Annotated in this window: 20 protein-coding genes; all 20 read left to right on the forward strand. The window is 35.8% G+C overall.

The annotated features are described in order from the left end of the window. Window positions 1-499: ATP-binding cassette domain-containing protein (locus QVA17_RS04700; protein ID WP_287386799.1), on the forward strand; the 499-nt coding region annotated here is incomplete at its 5' end. A 365-nt stretch (window positions 500-864) separates the two neighbouring features. Next, window positions 865-1,380 carry a nitroreductase family protein gene (locus tag QVA17_RS04705; protein ID WP_027438863.1) on the forward strand — a complete coding sequence of 172 codons (516 nt, stop codon included), beginning with the start codon at window positions 865-867 and terminating at the stop codon, window positions 1,378-1,380. A gap of 89 nt (window positions 1,381-1,469) precedes the next feature. Further along, a complete protein-coding gene (locus tag QVA17_RS04710) occupies window positions 1,470-2,303 on the forward strand; it encodes an HAD family hydrolase (RefSeq protein WP_287386802.1) in 834 nt (277 codons plus the stop codon). A 100-nt stretch (window positions 2,304-2,403) separates the two neighbouring features. Continuing rightward, window positions 2,404-3,351, forward strand: a complete 948-nt coding sequence (locus QVA17_RS04715) for an L-lactate dehydrogenase (protein ID WP_287386804.1) — start codon at window positions 2,404-2,406, stop codon at window positions 3,349-3,351. Between the two features lie 8 nt (window positions 3,352-3,359). Next, window positions 3,360-3,887, forward strand: coding sequence for a GNAT family N-acetyltransferase (locus QVA17_RS04720; protein WP_287386805.1), 528 nt, complete (start codon window positions 3,360-3,362; stop codon window positions 3,885-3,887). 250 nt (window positions 3,888-4,137) lie between these two features. Next, the gene (locus QVA17_RS04725; RefSeq protein WP_287386806.1) at window positions 4,138-4,536 is read left to right on the forward strand and encodes a transporter; all 399 of its coding nucleotides are present in this window, start codon (window positions 4,138-4,140) and stop codon (window positions 4,534-4,536) included. Between the two features lie 135 nt (window positions 4,537-4,671). Then, window positions 4,672-5,844, forward strand: a complete 1,173-nt coding sequence (locus QVA17_RS04730) for a trans-sulfuration enzyme family protein (protein ID WP_287386812.1) — start codon at window positions 4,672-4,674, stop codon at window positions 5,842-5,844. Next, window positions 5,844-7,034, forward strand: coding sequence for a MalY/PatB family protein (locus tag QVA17_RS04735; RefSeq protein WP_287386814.1), 1,191 nt, complete (start codon window positions 5,844-5,846; stop codon window positions 7,032-7,034). The genes QVA17_RS04730 and QVA17_RS04735 overlap by 1 nt, the downstream gene beginning before the upstream one ends. Before the next feature lie 9 nt (window positions 7,035-7,043). Further along, on the forward strand, window positions 7,044-7,952 hold the full coding sequence (locus QVA17_RS04740; protein ID WP_287386816.1) for a LysR family transcriptional regulator: 909 nt from the start codon (window positions 7,044-7,046) through the stop codon (window positions 7,950-7,952). A 161-nt stretch (window positions 7,953-8,113) separates the two neighbouring features. Further along, window positions 8,114-9,049, forward strand: coding sequence for a cysteine synthase A (gene cysK / locus QVA17_RS04745; RefSeq protein ID WP_287386818.1), 936 nt, complete (start codon window positions 8,114-8,116; stop codon window positions 9,047-9,049). A 25-nt stretch (window positions 9,050-9,074) separates the two neighbouring features. Beyond that, window positions 9,075-9,227: a YezD family protein gene (locus QVA17_RS04750; protein ID WP_287386819.1), complete on the forward strand. Its 153-nt coding sequence runs from the start codon at window positions 9,075-9,077 to the stop codon at window positions 9,225-9,227. A 215-nt stretch (window positions 9,228-9,442) separates the two neighbouring features. Then, window positions 9,443-10,315: a radical SAM protein gene (locus QVA17_RS04755; protein ID WP_287386821.1), complete on the forward strand. Its 873-nt coding sequence runs from the start codon at window positions 9,443-9,445 to the stop codon at window positions 10,313-10,315. Beyond that, the gene (locus tag QVA17_RS04760) at window positions 10,308-10,664 is read left to right on the forward strand and encodes a NifB/NifX family molybdenum-iron cluster-binding protein (RefSeq protein WP_287386823.1); all 357 of its coding nucleotides are present in this window, start codon (window positions 10,308-10,310) and stop codon (window positions 10,662-10,664) included. Before QVA17_RS04755 ends, QVA17_RS04760 begins: the two co-directional genes overlap by 8 nt. 44 nt (window positions 10,665-10,708) lie before the next feature. Further along, window positions 10,709-11,557, forward strand: a complete 849-nt coding sequence (gene nifH / locus QVA17_RS04765) for a nitrogenase iron protein (RefSeq protein ID WP_287386825.1) — start codon at window positions 10,709-10,711, stop codon at window positions 11,555-11,557. Between the two features lie 66 nt (window positions 11,558-11,623). Then, on the forward strand, window positions 11,624-12,622 hold the full coding sequence (locus QVA17_RS04770) for a PLP-dependent cysteine synthase family protein (protein ID WP_287386827.1): 999 nt from the start codon (window positions 11,624-11,626) through the stop codon (window positions 12,620-12,622). 9 nt (window positions 12,623-12,631) lie between these two features. Continuing rightward, the gene (locus QVA17_RS04775; protein WP_287386828.1) at window positions 12,632-14,098 is read left to right on the forward strand and encodes a nitrogenase component 1; all 1,467 of its coding nucleotides are present in this window, start codon (window positions 12,632-12,634) and stop codon (window positions 14,096-14,098) included. A gap of 1 nt (window position 14,099) precedes the next feature. After that, window positions 14,100-15,398: a nitrogenase component 1 gene (locus tag QVA17_RS04780; RefSeq protein ID WP_287386829.1), complete on the forward strand. Its 1,299-nt coding sequence runs from the start codon at window positions 14,100-14,102 to the stop codon at window positions 15,396-15,398. A gap of 26 nt (window positions 15,399-15,424) precedes the next feature. Further along, window positions 15,425-15,790, forward strand: coding sequence for a NifB/NifX family molybdenum-iron cluster-binding protein (locus tag QVA17_RS04785; RefSeq protein ID WP_287386830.1), 366 nt, complete (start codon window positions 15,425-15,427; stop codon window positions 15,788-15,790). Window positions 15,791-15,846: 56 nt separating this feature from the next. Next, window positions 15,847-16,932 carry a tRNA 2-thiouridine(34) synthase MnmA gene (gene mnmA / locus QVA17_RS04790; RefSeq protein ID WP_287386832.1) on the forward strand — a complete coding sequence of 362 codons (1,086 nt, stop codon included), beginning with the start codon at window positions 15,847-15,849 and terminating at the stop codon, window positions 16,930-16,932. Between the two features lie 42 nt (window positions 16,933-16,974). After that, a complete protein-coding gene (locus QVA17_RS04795) occupies window positions 16,975-17,871 on the forward strand; it encodes a LysR family transcriptional regulator (protein WP_287386834.1) in 897 nt (298 codons plus the stop codon). The last annotated feature ends 299 nt before the right edge of the window (window positions 17,872-18,170 follow it).

Here is an 18,170-nt window from a genome sequence, read left to right on the forward strand (position 1 = left end):
TGGATGTGGCAAGTCTACATTTTTAAATATCCTTGGAAATCTTGAAAAATATGACACTGGACGAATACTAATAGATGATGTAGAAATTGAAAAAATTGGACATGCCGAATATTTAAGAGACTACGTAAGCTTCCTTTTTCAAAACTTTGCCTTAGTAGAAAATAAGACCGTTAAGCAAAATCTTAGCATTATAAAAAAGAAAAACAGGTCTGGTATAAGTATTAAAGAAGCACTAGAAAGAGTAGGTATGCTCGATAAGTTAAATACTAAAGTTTATAAGCTATCAGGTGGAGAGCAGCAAAGAGTAGCTCTTGCTAGGGTCTTATTAAAGAAAAGTAAAATAGTTCTTGCAGATGAACCAACCGGTTCTCTTGATGAGGAAAATGCAAGAATAGTAATAGATATTTTGAAAAAAATGTCAGAGGAAGGGAAAACTGTGATTATGGTAAGTCATAATAAGGACTATTTAAAAGAAGCTAGTAAGGTGATTTATTTATAAATGATAATAAGAATTGCTTGCCCTCTTTATAGATGTTAATATGAAAGAAGATTTAACATTTATAGAGAGGGTAATTTTATGCCAAAAATACTTTTAGTTGAGGATGATGCTAGCATAATTGAGTCTCTTAGCCAATACCTTGAGGGTGAAGGTTTTTATAATCTGAATATAGCGACCACTAAAAAGTGATTTTTTACATTACCGGCAAAAACAGAGAAATCAATTAATGACTGTATAAGTTGACATATGGAACGGAGGAGAAAGCGTAGGATAAGCGAGAATAGAAACAATAACGATAGTTACTCCCACAAACCCCTTTCCCTATGTTACAATAAGATATAAATATATAGTGTTAAGGAGGCTTTATGGAGTTTTTAGAGTTAGCAAAGAAGCGTTTCTCAGTTAGAGATTACGAAGATAAGCAGATAGAGAAGGAAGTTCTTGATAAGATTATTGAGGCGGGTTATATTGCACCAACAGCCAAGAATAACCAGTGTGCAAGAGTTTATGTAATTCAAAGTGAAGAGGGCCTAGCTAAGATTAGAAGTCTTAGTAGATGTGCTTACAATGCACCAACTGTCTTACTTATTGCCTATGAAGAGTCTGAGCAGTATTTTAATTCTAAGGAGGAAGGAGTTTCTTCAGGTCAGCAGGATGCAAGTATTGTAGCTTGTCATATGATGTTAGAGGCAGCAGATTTAGGAGTTGGCTCAGTTTGGGTAGATGTATTCCCGAATACTTTAACAGCTAGGGAATTTAACTTACCAGAATCTGTTAAGCCAGTGTGCTTAATGCCTATGGGTTATGCTAAGGAAGGCGTTGTGCCATCTCCAATGCATACAGATTTAAGACCAATTAATGAGATGGTAAAGTATTTATAAAAAAAGCCTACTAAGATAGCGAAAGCTAGCTTAGTAGGCTTTGCTTGCTTTATAGTAGCTGGCACGCAAGCAAAAGAAATGGAGTTTTTATGCAGAAAAAAATAATATTAATTGATGTAGATGGCACACTTGTTGACTACGAAGGTAAGCTTCCAGACTCAGCTACAAAGGCTATTAGAGAAGCTAGAGCCAATGGACACAAGGTTTATATATGTACTGGAAGATCAGAAGCAGAGGTTTACGATTACATCTGGGATATAGGACTTGATGGAATGATTGGCGGTAATGGGGCTTATGTAAAAGACGGGGATGAAGTTGTTTTACATAAGAAGATAAGCAAGGAAGAAACTAAGCATATTGTGGATTGGCTTCATGAAAGAGGATTAGAGTTTTACTTAGAGTGTAATAGTGGCCTTTATGCTTCAGAAAATTTTGAAGAAAAAGGACAAACTGCAATAAGAGAATATGCTAGTCGAAAAGGTAAAAATTCAAGCAATATGACAGTTAGAGATGCTTTTCCAGATATGATTTTTGGAGCAGATCTTTATAGAGATGATGTAAATAAAGTTTCCTTCATTCTTTCAAGTTATCAAGATCACCTAGATTCAATTAAGGAATTTCCTGAGCTTAAGGCCTCAACCTGGGGCGGTTCAGGAGAGATTGCACTCTTTGGGGATTTGGGAGTTAAGAACATTGATAAAGGCAAGGCTATTGATGTCTTACTTGAGCATCTAGGGGAATCTATAGAGAATACCATCGCTATTGGGGATGCCAAGGTGGATATTCCTATGCTTGAAAAATGTAATATCGGTATAGCAGTAGCATCTGGCGGAGATGAAATCAAAGCCATGGCAGATTATATAACAGATGCTGTAAATGAAGATGGAATTTACAAGGCTTTTAAGCACTTCAATCTGATTTAGAATGTCCGCTTTACACTATCTGCATAGTTCGTTATAATTATAACAGATGCAAGGACTAGTAATAGTCTACGGTATATGCACCTAGAAAGGGGTATATTTTATGGGAACATTAAATAATAGAAAAGTTGCAGTTATAGGTTGTGGATTTGTAGGAGCTGCTTCTGCATTTGCCATTATGGAGAGTGGCTTATTTTCAGAAATGGTTTTAATTGATATGAATCACGACAAGGCGGAAGGTGAGGCCCTTGATATAAGCCACGGACTTCCTTTTTCAAAGCCAATGCAGATTTATGCAGGAGATTATAAGGATATTTCCGATGCGGCAGTTATTGTAGTTACAGCTGGCGCAGGCCAGAAACCAGGGGAGACAAGACTTGATCTTGTTAAGAAAAATGTATCTATTTTCAAGTCAATCATTCCACAGATATCTGAGGTTAACAAGGATGCAATCATGCTAATTGTTGCAAACCCAGTAGATATCTTAACTTATACTGCTTGGAAACTATCAGGATATCCAGAGAATAGAGTATTTGGCTCAGGTACAACCCTTGATACTGCTAGACTTAAGTATTTGCTCGGCCAGCACTTAGATGTTGATAGCCGTTCAGTACATGCATTTATCGTTGGAGAGCATGGCGATAGCGAGATTGCAGTTTGGAGTAGTGCCAATGTATCTGGTATTCCAATTAACAGATTCTGCGAGATGCGTGGACATTTTCATCACGAAGAAGCAATGCAAAGAATAGCTGAAGACGTTAAGAATAGCGCCTATGAAATTATTAATAAGAAGGGTGCAACTTACTACGGAATTGCCATGTCGGTTCGCCGAATCTTAGAGGCGATTATTAGAGATGAGAAGACAATTCTTCCTATTTCAAGCATTCAGCATGACAATCACGGAGTTTCAGGCATTGCCTTTAGTATGCCAGCAATTGTTGGTAAAAATGGTGTAGAGGCCACAGTGCCAATCTCTCTAAGCCCAGAGGAAGAAAAGGCCTTAAAGGAATCAGCTAGCACATTACAGAAAGTCATCGATGACGTATTTTAAGGAGATTTATGATTTATTTAAAAGAAGCTAACATGGAAGACGTGGAAAAAGAATACGAGTTTATAACTAACACACCCGAGGATGAAAATGGATTTACAAACCCAAATTCTGGCTGTAGTTTAGAGGATTTTAAAGATAAGATTTTACCAGGACTTATAAAGATGTCTAGAGGTATTGATCTTCCAAAGGGATTCGTGCCGCAGACAAGCTATTTTCTATGGGATGATGATAAAATAGTTGGCTTGTTTAGAGTAAGACATTACCTTAATGATTACTTAAAAGAGCACGCAGGCCATATAGGTTATGGTATTGCTAAGGAATACAGAGGAAAAGGCTATGCAACTAAGGGACTATCACTTGCCCTTGATATGGCAAGAGATATTATCTTAGAGGATGAGCTTTATATGTCAGTTAGAAAAAACAATCCTGCTTCTCTTAAAGTTCAAACAAAAAATGGTGCCTACATTCATCATGAAGATGAAGAAGAGTATTACACAAGAGTTAAGATATGGGAGCTAGAAGACGACGAATTATAGAAGATGATAAACTCTAGAGGATGACAAAAGATAATCAATAAATATAAAAATACAGCACCTGGTAGTGCAAAACTATCGGGTGCTTTTGCATTTTTATAATATTCCTTATCTGAAATCGGGGAGAAATTTAAAATAGTATTAGATGCACTAGAAATTTGGGGAAATGAATACATTGAATACATGAAGTCAAAGAAAAAATAGATTAATAGATAGCTTTGTAAAAATTAGACATGACAAAAAGGGGACAATTATGGAAAAAACAAGAAGCATATTAAGAAAACTAATAGTTAAGATACCGAATTTTCTTGAGAAAATCATAGGTATTATTTTATTGATTGGCGTTATTTATGGTGGCTTTAATTTAATACTAGAGGTTATGGATTTTTCAGGCAATATAGAAGTAACTGAATACGTTGAGAGTATTTTAAATGCAGCTTTTAACGTAGTTATTGTAATTGAGTTTGTAAGAATGTTGGTGAAGCATTCTATGAACACAATTATTGAAGTACTCATATTTGCAATTGCTAGAGGACTTGTGGCAGGACATGAAGAACCTTTATCCATTTTAATGAGAGTTATTGCAATAGCAGTTTTATTCTTTATTAGAAAGTATCTCTTTAAGGACTTCGATTTTGAGGAAGAAGAATAGAAAAGTTAGGTAAATTTTTTACAAAAGATTTGATGTATAGGTCAAAATTATAACAAGACATAAATATTAGGTATTTCCATAGCTAGAGGCCAAAACCTTATAATAAAACTAATCTAGGAAGGTGAGGTAATAGCTATGGAATTACAATTTTTAACACGATGTTTGTACGGAACTAATGATTTTGAAAACGTAGAAAACACAGGAAGTATAAGCTTCCCAATCTATCAAACAGCAACTTTTAAGCATCCAGGAGTAGCCATGAGCACTGGCTTTGATTATAGTCGACTCCAAAATCCCACAAGACAACATTTAGAAGAAATATTAGCTAGTTTAGAAAATGCAAAAAAATCTTTTGCTTTTTCATCTGGAATGGCAGCAATTACTGCACTTATGGAAATATTTGAACCAGGAGATGAGCTTATAGCAGATGCAGATCTCTATGGTGGCAGTATAAGATTATTTGATAACATAAGTAACAAAAATGGTATTAAGTTTACAAGAATTAATTTATCTAAGGAAGATCCAAGAGAATATATAACAAAGAAAACAAAGGCAATTTATATAGAGACACCAACTAATCCTATGATGAATGTCATAGATATACAGGAAATGGCACGTATTGCAAAGGAGAATGATCTTTTGCTTATAGTGGACAATACATTTTTATCGCCATATTTCCAAAATCCAATTGATCTTGGGGCAGATATTGTGGTTCACAGCGGAACTAAATTCCTTGGGGGACATAATGATACATTAGCAGGCTTTATAGTTACAAGTAATGAGGAAATTATTGAGAAAATGTCTTTTATTATTAAAACTGTAGGCTCAGGTCTCGCACCATTTGATAGTTGGTTAATTATAAGAGGTATTAAAACACTTGCTCTTAGAATGGAAAAGGCTCAAGAAAATGCATTCAAAATTGTCAAATTTTTACAAAACAATAAAAAGGTAAAGAATGTCTACTATCCTGGAATTGAGGGACATAAAGGCTATGAGATTATGAAAAAGCAGGCTAGAGGTTTTGGCTCTATGATAAGTTTTGAGGTGGAATCTAGTGAACTTGCAAAGACTGTTTTAAAAAGTACAAAGTTAATTCCTTTTGCAGAAAGTCTTGGAGGAACAGAGACACTTCTTACATATCCAACTACACAGACTCATGCTGATGTTCCAGAAGATATCAGAATTGCTAATGGCATTACAGATTCAGTTCTTAGATTATCTGTGGGAATTGAAGATGTGGAGGATTTAATAAAAGATTTAGACCAGGCTTTTAGGGCATATGAGGATGATGATAAGGAGGATTCATAATGAAGGAGACCAATCTTGATTTTGATGAGTATATAGAAAGAAGAAATACTGATTGTTTAAAATATGATTTTGCTACCAGGAGAGGAAAGCCAGCAGATGTGCTACCTTTATGGGTAGCAGATATGGATTTTAGGGCACCTAGCACTGTATTAACTAAGATAAAGGAAAGAGTTGATCATGGTATCTTTGGTTATACAGAGCCAAGGGATGATTATTATAATACAGTAATTGACTGGTTTAAAAGGCATCACGATTTAACAGTTGAAAGAAGTCAGATATTTACAACACCAGGAATCGTATATGCTATTGCACTTGCAATTCGTGCCTTTTCTTTAGAAGGGGAGGCAGTACTTATTCAACAGCCGGTTTATTATCCCTTTAGTGAGTTGGTTAGAGATAATAATAGAAAGCTGGTAAGTAACGACCTTTATTTAGCTGATGATGGAAAATATCATATTGATTTTGAAGACTTTGAAAAAAAGATAAAGGAGAATCATGTTAAGCTCTTTGTTCTTTGCAGTCCACATAATCCGGTAGGCAGAGTTTGGAATTATGAGGAATTAGAAAGAATCATTGATATTTGCTATGAGAATCAGGTTATTATCTTTAGCGATGAAATTCATTGCGATTTTACATTTTCAAATAACAAACATATTAGTTTATATAATGTAAATGAAAAGGCAAAGGAGATTGGTATAGTTGCAACATCTCCTGCCAAAACCTTTAATTTAGCTGGTTTACAGATTTCTAATATATTTGTTGCTAATAGTGATTTAAGATATAAATTAAGAAAAGAAAAAGCAGCATCAGGTTATAGTCAACCAAATACTATAGGCGCAACGGCTTGTGCGGCCGCTTATAAATATGGAGAGGAATGGTATGAGGCTTTACTTGATTATTTAGATGCTAATTTAGAATTTGTTAGAACTTATTTAGAAGAAAATTTACCACAAATTAAACTTATAGAGCCTGAGGGAACTTATCTTATATGGTTGGATTTTAGGGAGTTAAATCTATGCGTAAAAGACTTAGAGGATTTAATAGTCAATAAGGCAAAACTATGGCTAGATAGTGGTGAAATATTTGGTAAAATAGGAGAGGGATTTCAAAGAATAAATATAGCTACTAATAGAGCTATTCTTAAAGAAGCTTTAGAGCGAATTAGGAAGGCGGTAAAAGAGCTAGAATAGGAGTTTTTCATGACTATTTTACAGTTAAAATATGTTATAGCAGTGGCTAATTCTCGTTCTATGAGAGAGGCAGCAAGTGGACTTTTTATATCACAGCCAGCCTTGTCTGCTTCTATTAAGGAATTAGAGGAAGAGCTTAATATACAGATTTTTGAGAGAAATAATAAGGGTATTAGTTTGACAAAAGAAGGGGCTGATTTTCTAAGTTATGCTAAGCAGGCTGTGAGCCAATATAGCTTAATAGAGGATAGATACTTAGATAAAGATAAGAATAAGATACATTTTAATGTGTCTATTCAACATTACATTTTCGCAGTGCATGCATTTATTAACACAATTAAAGCGGTAGATGCAAGCAAATATAATTATTCTCTTAGTGAGACAAAGACGGAAGATGTGCTTCTTAATGTAAGTAAACTAAATAGTGAGGTAGGGGTTATTTCCTTTACTAAAGCTAATGAGAAACTTATTAAGAAACTTTTTAGAGAGTACGGATTAGAGTTTAAGGAACTTCTAAAGAGGGATACCTATGCTTATATGTGGAAGGATCATCCTCTTGCTAATAGGGATTTAATTTCTTTAGAGGATTTAAGGGATTATCCTTGTGTCTCTTTTAATCAAAATAGTGATAGTAATTTTTATCTACCAGAGGAGGCTCTGTCTAATTATAATCAGGATAAGAGAATTGAGGTTAATGATAGAGCCAGTTCTGTAGAGTTTATGCAAGCACTCAATGGTTATTCTATTGGTACAGGCATAATGATTGCAAGTAAGGCTCTAAAGGAGGGCTTTGTAAGCGTTAAGTTAAAGGAAGAAGATCCTTTAACTATTGGCTATATAGTTAGAAAGAATAACAATTTATCGGAGATTGCAAAACTTTATATTGAGGAACTGTTAAAATGCAAGGGAATTGTGTAATTTGCTTAAAGTAAGATAAGTTTTGCTATAAAAAAAACTTATCACTGAGAATAAAATTTACCGATTTTTCAAACTTTGTAAAGGGTGCTAATATATAGTCAATCCAGTAAGGATACTTAATCAAAAAGCAAAAATATAACAAATTTAAGGAGGAACAGGAAATGAGTGATATTAAACAGAGCGCAGCAGAATTAATTGGAGGAACACCAATTTTACAGCTTAATGGCTATTCAAAGAAGAAGGGAATTACTAATGCAACTATCCTTGCAAAGTTAGAATACTTAAATCCAGCAGGATCAACTAAGGATAGAGCTGCTTATTACATGATAAAGGATGCTGAAGAGAAGGGACTTTTAAAGCCAGGTTCAACAATTATTGAGCCAACAAGTGGTAACACAGGTATCGGTCTTGCTTCAGTGGCAGCAGCTAAGGGTTACAGAGCAATCCTTACATTACCAGATACAATGTCAGTGGAAAGAAGAAATCTTTTAAAGGCTTATGGTGCTGAACTTGTACTTACAGAAGGTGCTAAGGGTATGACAGGTGCTATTGCTAAGGCTGAAGAGTTAAACAAGGAAATCGAAGGTTCAATCATTCTTGGACAGTTCGTTAACCCTGCAAATGCACAGGCTCATAGAGAAACAACAGGCCCAGAAATCTGGAAGCAGACAGATGGTAAGGTAGACATCTTTGTAGCAGGTGTTGGTACAGGTGGAACAATTACAGGTGTTGGTGAATACTTAAAGTCACAGAATCCTGATGTTAAGATTGTAGCTGTTGAACCTGCAACATCAGCAGTACTTTCAACAGGTAAGGCTGGAGCTCATAAGATTCAGGGTATCGGTGCTGGTTTCGTACCAGAATTATTAAATACAGAGATCTATGATGAGATTCTTACTATTGAAAATGAAGATGCCTTTAAGGAAGGTAGAGAATTTGCAAGAACAGAAGGTATCTTAGTAGGTATTTCTTCAGGTGCAGCCCTTAAGGCAGCAGAAATCCTTGCAAATAGAGAAGAAAATAAGGGTAAGACAATTGTAGCATTATTACCAGATTCAGGTGATAGATACCTTTCAACAGCACTTTTTGCTGATTAATTATTGAAAAAGGAGAGTGAGGCTAATGGCTAGTAGTAACGATACAAAAAAGAGTGGCAGAGATTATATGGACGAAGTTAAAAAAATTGTGGAAGACATAAAATTTGGTAGTCTCACTCTTGTTATTCAGGATGGTAAGGTTATTCAATTAGATAGAATTGAAAAAATCAGACTATAAAAATATATTTTGATATCTACTTATATTTAAACTGACTGGAAAGACCAGAGGTTACTTAGATGTCTGTTTTTTACAAAAAATAGCAGTTTCATTTGCTGCAAAATCTTTGTAAAAATACGACAAATAGGTAACCTCTATTTTTTATACCCAATTTTAGCTTTTAAAGATAATAGGTAAGTTAAAACTGTAGTAAATGTAAAGAAGGAAGGAATTACATGGGAAGAGAATATAGTGATTTACAAAACTCGCATCCATGTTTTGGAGGACATAAAAATAATGCCGGTAGAATTCATTTACCAGTAAGTCCGGGATGTAATATAGCATGTAAGTTTTGCGATAGAAGCATTAATGATGTAGAGGAAAGACCAGGTGTTACCTCAAAGATTTTAAAACCTGAGGAGTCTATAGACATTTTAAAAAAGGCTTTGGAGATTTGTCCGGATATTAAGGTGGCGGGTATTGCAGGACCTGGGGATACCTTGGCAACAGATAATGCCATTAAGACCTTTTCCATAATTAAGAAGGAGTTTCCAAATCTTATTAAATGTATGAGTACAAACGGTCTACTTCTTAATGAAAGAGCAGAGGAAATTATAGAGTTAGGACTTGATTCTCTAACAGTAACAGTTAATGCCATTGATCCAGAAATTGAGGCTAAACTTAATGATTACATTATCTATCATGGAAAGAAAATAGAGGGAGTAGAAGGCGCAAAGATTCTTATTCACAACCAGCTAGAGGGAATAAAAAAGGTGGCAGCTGCAGGAATTACAATTAAGGTAAACACAGTTTTAGTGCCAGAAATTAATGGAGAGCATATAGAAGAGGTGGCAAAAACTGTAAAGGCAGCAGGTGCGAAAATGTACAACGTCATCCCACTTATACCACAGCATAAGTTAAAGGACTGCAAAGCTCCTGCCTGTTCAGATATAGAAAAGGCCATCTGGAAGGCAAGTAAACATATAGAAGTCTTTAGACACTGCCAGAGATGTAGAGCAGATGCCGTTGGAGTACCAGGTGTATCGGAATTCGGTGATCAGATATATCAGAGAAGACTAAGGGTAAAGGAGACATTTTCACATGGCTAATTCTTATAAAATCGGAGTTGCCTCCCTTGATGGAATCTATGTTAATTGCCACTTTGGTAGAGCTAACAAATTCTATATATATGAGGTGAGTGAAGACGGAGAGATTGATTTTGTTGAATTAAGACATATAGTGCCGGTGTGTGCAGGAGGAAATCACGACAATAATTTGCTTGAGACAAATGTAAAAAGATTTCTAGATTGTAATTATTTGATAGTTGCCAGGGTGGGCGATGGAGCGATGTCAATTGCTAATAGTCTAGGCCTTGAAATTCACGAGATTCCGGGAGATATCTATGAATCCATTGAACAACTAATTAAATATAAAAAAGTGCAGGAGCTATTTAACTAAAGAGGTGTATATAAAGGAATTAAGAAGGAAAGGGAAGGATAATTATGAGCGAATTAAGACAGATTGCGATTTATGGAAAGGGAGGTATTGGAAAATCTACTACAACACAAAATCTAACTGCGGGTCTTGTAGAACATGGTAAGAAAGTAATGGTGGTGGGGTGTGATCCAAAGGCAGATTCCACAAGACTTTTACTTGGTGGCCTAGCTCAAAAGACTGTTCTTGATACTATCAGGGAAGAAGGTGAGGATATTGAACTTGATAGAATCTTAAAGGAAGGTTATGGCGGAACTAAGTGTGTAGAATCTGGTGGTCCGGAGCCAGGTGTTGGATGTGCTGGTAGAGGTATTATTACATCTATTAACATGCTTGAAAATTTAGGCGCTTACACTGAAGACCTAGATTACGTTTTCTATGATGTATTAGGTGATGTAGTTTGTGGCGGTTTTGCAATGCCTATTAGAGAAGGAAAGGCAAAGGAAATCTACATTGTTGCTAGTGGTGAAATGATGGCTTTATATGCTGCTAACAATATTTCAAAGGGTATTAGAAGATATGCTAAGACTGGTGGAGTTAGACTTGGTGGTATCATTTGTAACTCAAGAAATGTAGATAGAGAATTAGACCTTTTAAGAGCCTTTTCAAAGGAATTAGGAACTAAGCTTTTATATTTCGTACCTAGAGACAATGTGGTTCAGCATGCTGAAATCAACAAAAAAACTGTTATTGAGTACAGACCTGAATCAAATCAGGCTCAGGAGTACAGAAATTTAGCTCAAGCCGTTATTGAAAATAAGGACTTTGTAATTCCAACTCCAATGACACAGGAAAGATTAGAGGAAATCTTAATGGAATATGGAATGATGGAATTAGCAGATGACTATAAGATCTAAATAAAAAATTTTGTAAAAATACGACTGACTGGAGAACCAGAGGCCATAAAGAGGAAGGAAATAATTATGGGAAAAAGTTTTAAGTCAATTACAGAATTAGTAGGAAAGACTCCATTACTTGAGTTAGTAAATTACGAGAAGGAGCATGAGTTAGAAGCAAAGATTTTAGTGAAGCTAGAATATTTTAACCCTAATCAAAGCGTAAAGGATAGAATTGCACTTTCAATGATTGAAGATGCTGAAAAGAAGGGACTTTTAAAGCCGGGAGATACAATTGTTGAGACAACTAGTGGTAACACAGGAATTGGTCTTGCAGCAATTGCAGCAGCTAAGGGTTATAAGTTTAGGGTTTATATTCAGGATAATGTAAGTAAGGAAAGATTTCAGGTAATTAAAGCCTTTGGCGGGGAAACAATTAAGTTATCAGAGGAGCCTCATGTGGCTAAGACTCTAGCTGAAACTAATGGTGATTTCGTGGCAGCCATTAAGACTTTAAAGGAAGAGGTTTTATCTAAAGAGGAGAATATCTACTTTGTAGATCAGGTTTCAAACCCAGCAAATCCAGCTGTTCATGAGCGTACAACTGGTCCTGAAATCTGGGAAGATACAGACGGTAATTTAGATATTTTTGTTGCAAATGTAGGTACAGGCGGAACTGTATCAGGAACAGGTAAATTTTTAAAGAGCAAGAATCCTGATATTAAGATTGTAGCAATTCAGCCAGGACCTAATTCACTTCCAAGTGAGACAAATCCTGAACCTGAGGAGATTACAGGAGTACATTCTTTTGAAGGAATTCCAGCAGAAAGAATACCAGCAGCTTTTGATAGAAATATCTATGATGAAAAGGTGGAAGTAGAAACTGTTGAAGCATTTAAGGCAGCTAGAGAAGTAGCAAAGTCTGATGGAATTTTAATTGGAACATCATCAGGAGCTGCAATTTATGCAGCAACTAAACTTGCACAAAGACCTGAGAACAAGGGTAAGACAATTGTTGCAGTGCTTCCAGATACAGGTCTTAGATATTTATCTACTAACTTGTTTAATGAGGATTTTTTAGTATAGGAGACTAATATGGCAATTAATTTAAATAATTCAAACGTTGCAACACGTGAAAACAGAATTGGTTCTATTACAGGATATGTAGGTACATTAAAGGATTTAGCTAGTCAAAGTGAATGCGGAACATTAAAGGGATGTTCTAGATGTTTTTCGCAGTCTAGTACTTGTCTTTCATCTTGTGGACTTGGTCAGTTATCAGCTATTAGAAATGTAGCAGTAATTCACCATGGCCCAGCAGGATGTTCAGTAGCTAGTGCTAATTCTTACTATATGTCTAGAGTAATGGCAAAGAAAAGAGGAGTTACATCTAACACAGTTTACATTGGAACTGATATGAATGAAAAAGATACAATCTTTGGTTCAACAGAAAGCTTAAGAAAGGTAATTCTTGAGGTTAATAAAAGATATTCTCCTGAAGCAATTTTTGTATCAAGCTCATGTGCTACAGGTATTATCGGTGAAGATATTGATAGTATTGTAGAAGAGGTAAGAGATGAGATAGAAGTTCCAATTGTAGCAGTACATTGTGAAGGTTTTAAGTCAAGAATTTGGGCTACAGGTTTTGATATTGCAGATCATGCAGTATTACAGGAAATCGTACAGCCACCAAGAGAAGGCGTTAAGACTAATAAGATTAATTTTAAGAACTTCTTTGAATCTGCAAGACCAGAGATTATTGAAATCTTTAAGAGATTTGATCTTGAACCAGTATTCCTTTATTGTAATTCATCAGTTGAGGAATTATCACATATTTCTGAAAGCCTTGCTACAACATGTATTTGTGGTACACTTGGTAACTATTTAGGAAATGCTTTAGAGGAAAAGTATGGTGTTCCATACATTAGAAGTATTAACCAGTGCGGTATTAAGGGCTTTGAGACATGGCTTCGTGAAATTGGTAGAGTAACTAATAGATCAGAAAAGGTTGAAGAATATATTCAGGAGCAGCGTGCTATTTATATTCCTCAGATTGAAGAAGTTAAGAAGGAATTAAAGGGCCTTAGAGCAGTTCTTGGTATGGGACCTGGTTATACATTTGAAGTATCAAGAGTATTAGACGAACTTGGCATCAAGGTAGATTGGGCTCTTGCATGGCATTATGACAAGAAGTATGAAAATGGAGATGTTCCACCTTCAATGAAGTACTTACTTGATAATGATATTGACTTTGAGGCAAGTGTAGCTGATCAGCAGAATTATGAAGTAATGAATATTCTTAATAAATATAAGCCAGATATGTATCTTTCACGCCATCCAGGTTCAACTGTTTGGGCAATTAAAAATGGTACACCAGCAATTTATGTTGCTGATGAATATATGATATTTGGTTATAAGCATACACTAGAATTTGCTAAGACTATTGTGGATGCAATTAAGAATAGAAGTTTTGAGGAAAATCTTGCAAAGAGAACTAAGCTTCCATACACAGACTGGTGGTATAAGCAGGATGTAGATACATTTTTAGAGGAGGCAAAATAAGATGGCAAAGATATTAGACAAGCAAAGATATAAGTGTGCCTTAGGAGCTATGCAGACAGTACAGGCAATTGAGCGTGCTCTTCCTATACTTCATTCAGGCCCAGGCTGCGCACAGAAATTATCCGATACTAACGGCAGCTCCGGCTACTTCTCGCCTAACATTTTCCCATGTACTAGTATTAATGAGAAGGACGTTGTATTTGGTGGCGTTAAGAAGTTGGATTCAACTATTGAAAATGCATTAAAGGTGGTAGATGCTGACCTATACGTGGTCTTAACGGGCTGTATTCCAGAAATCGTAGGTGATGATACAGGAGAGGTGGTTTCAAGATACGCAGATAATGATAAGCCTGTAGTTTACGCACCAACAGCGGGCTTTAAGGGCAATAACTACAAGGGTCATGAGCAGGTGGTTAATGCCATAATTGACCAGTATTTAGAGCCTTCAGATAAGAAGACTAAGGGGCTAGTTAATATCTGGGCAGATGTGCCATATCAGGACCTATTCTGGCTTGGTAACATTCGCGAGCTTGAAAATTTAGTAAAGGAACTAGGTCTTACACCTAATACAATTTTTGGTTATAAGCGTGGTATTGAAAATATTAACAAAATCCCAGAGGCAGAATTCAACCTTTTAGTATCACCTTGGGTAGGTTTAAGTACAGTAAAGAAGCTAGAAAAGAAATTTGGCACACCATATCTTCACTTAAAGACACTTCCTATAGGTGCTACTGAAACAAGTAAGTTCCTTCGTGAAGTTGGAAAGTTTGCAGGGGTGGATGAATTTAGCGTGGAAAGAATAATCAAGGAACATGAGGACTACTATTATTATTTAATTGAAAGATACGCAGATCTATTCCTTGAAAACCGTGTAATTAATAAGCAATTTACAGTGGTTGCCGATGCACAGTACTCACTTGGAATTACTAAGTTTCTTGTAAATGACTTAGGTTTAGTTCCTGCAAAGCAGTTTATTGTAGATGACACACCAGCTAATCAAAGAGAGGCTATTGCCGAAGAATTTAAGAAGTTAAATTATGGCATTGAGGCAGAAGTTTCCTTTGAAACAGATGGTTTTAAGATTCATGAGGAAATTAAAAATCACGACTATCATGGATATCCACTAGTTTTAGGTGGCTATTACGAAAAGGAAATTACAGAAGATTTAAAGGGTAATTTCTTAAATATTTCTTGGCCAGTTCAGGATAAGGTGGTATTTGATAGAGCTTATGCAGGTTACACAGGCGGAATCAGACTTATAGAAGATATCTATACTGTAGCTGTTCAGAGATTTAACTAGAATTTTTGTTTAAAGGAGCTGATATTTTGGCATATAAAATTGCAGTAGCTTCCTCAGATGGAGTAAAGATCGACTTAAAATTTGGACAAATCAGTGAGTTTTTAATTTACGAAGTCAGTGATGGAGACTATAAGCTGCTAGAAAAAAGAGAATATAAGCAATCTAAAAAATGTGGAACTGGTGATAGCTCATGTTCTGGTGGCGGAAAGGCTTGTAGCGGACCTGCCGACATTTTAGATAAAATATCTCTAATTTCAGATTGCAAAGCCTTAGTGTGTAAGAAGGTTGGCTTTCAAGCTATGAAGCAGCTAGAAAAGAAGGCAATTTCAGTCTTTGATGTGGATTTTACAATAGATTATGCCCTTTCTAAGATAGTGAATTACTATGGCTAGAAAAACATTTATGGTTTATACTGTAGTTAATCATAGATTAAGATAAAGGAGTTTATATGAAGAAGGCTTTAATTGCTATGAGCGGTGGCGTGGATAGTAGCGTTTCAGCTCATATAATGATAAAAAGAGGATACGATTGCATGGGTACAACAATGCGTCTTTATGAAAATGATATGATAGGTGAAGACTTACTTAGTACCTGTTGTTCTCTTAAGGACACTAATGATGCAAGAGCAGTCTGTGACAAGATTGGCATTCCTTTTAAGATTCTTCATTATGAGAATCTTTTTAGGGAAGAGGTTATGGAGGACTTCGTTTCCAATTACGAGGCAGGTCTTACACCAAACCCATGTATCGTATGTAATAAGCGTTTCAAGTTTGGACGTTTAATAGATAAGATGGAAGAATTTGGCATGGACTATGTGGTAACAGGTCACTATGCAAGAATCTATTATAACGAAGAGACTAAGAGATACGTTTTAAAGAAGGCGGTGGACCTTTCAAAGGATCAGAGCTACGTTTTATATAACATGTCTCAGGAGCAGCTTGCTCACACAATCTTCCCCCTTGGAGAGTACACAAAGTCAGAGGTTAGAGAGATTGCCATTGAAAATGATTTCGTAAACGCTAAGAAACACGAGAGTCAGGACATTTGCTTTGTTCCAGATGGTGACTATGTAGCATTTATGGAAAGATTTAGAAAGAAGAGTTATGAACCTGGCGAATTTGTGGATCTTAAGGGAAATGTAATTGGTAAGCATAAGGGTTATGTTCACTACACAATAGGTCAGAGAAAGGGCCTTGGTATTGCCATGGGTCATCCTGTATTTGTTGTGGATATTAATCCTAAGGAGAATAAGGTGGTTATTGGCGAAAGCGAGGATTTATTTAATGATACTTTAATTGCAGATAACATTAACCTTATCTCAGTGCCAGACCTTTATGAGCCAAGAAAAGTCAAGGCTAAGATTAGATATGCCATGACAGAACAAGAGGCCACTGTTAGACAGCTTGATGATAATAGAATAGAAGTAAAATTTGATAGGCCACAAAGAGCCATAACTAAGGGCCAGGCAGTTGTTTTATACGACGGCGAGGACGTAGTTGGCGGTGGCCGAATTATTGATATAGTAAGAAATTAATAAATTAGCTCCGATAGACTTAAACATTTGGGAGGACAGATTATGACACTACAGCAGATGAAATATGTTATAGAAATAGCCGAGAGAGGCTCTATGAACGAGGCAGCAAGATATCTATTTATTTCCCAGCCAAGTTTATCAGAGAGTATTAAGGAATTAGAAAAGGAAATCGGTGTAAAGATTTTTTCAAGAAGCAATAGAGGTATTGATTTAACTATTGAAGGTCGTGAATTTATTGGCTATGCCAGACAGATTTTAGAGCAGTATTCCCTTCTTGAGAATCACTACAATCAAAAGTCAGAGAATGAAAAGAAGTTCTACGTTTCTACCCAGCACTACACATTCGCAGTGGAAGCATTTTCAAAAACTATAAGAAATGCCGGCATTGACGAATACGACTTTGCCATCTATGAGACTCGTACTCACGAGGTTATTAAGGATGTGAAAAATGGTCGAAGCGAGCTTGGAATTATCTATCTTAACGACTTTAATGAGAAGGTAATTAATGCGGATTTAAAGGAGAATAACCTTCTATTTACAGAGCTTTTTGAGTGCTCGACTTATGCCTATTTAAGTGCTGATCATCCTCTTGCTAATAAGCAAAAGATTAGCTTTAGGGAATTAGATGGCTATCCTTGTCTTTCCTTTGACCAGGGGGATAAGAATTCCTTCTACTATGCTGAGGAGGTTTTAAGCACCTACCCCTATAAGAAGTTGATTCATGTAAATGATAGATCAACTGCCCTAAATATGATGACTTTACTAGATGCCTACACCTTGTGCTCTGGCGTTATATGTGAGGAGTTAAACGGTGAGGGCTATAAGGCGGTGCCGCTTGAATCTGAGGAGAAGATGCGCATTGGCTATATTAAGAGATCTGATAGTAAGTTATCAGACATAGCTAAAAAGTTCATAAAAGAATTAAAGAAATACGGTTAATGACTATTTTAGTTTTTTGTTATATGCTTTTTGAACGCAGTGTAAGCTATCTTAAATTAAGATTGGCTTGCTTATTTCAGAAGGGGATTTGCTCCTTCTGAAATAGGATGCGTAAGGGCAAAGATAAAGTAATAATAAAGATGAGAAATAAGGCTCTAGGATATTATGTCCTAGGGCCTTTTTACTGCCATGGTTATAGGAAGAGCTTATAACTAATTCTTAATTTTAAGAATTATACAGGCTGCTTTTCTAGTGTTAAGATTTAATCAAGTTAAGGAAAGCTAAAGAAACTCATGAGG

The sequence above is a fragment of the Lachnospira sp. genome, assembly GCF_016290755.1.
GTDB lineage: Bacteria > Bacillota > Clostridia > Lachnospirales > Lachnospiraceae > Lachnospira > Lachnospira multipara.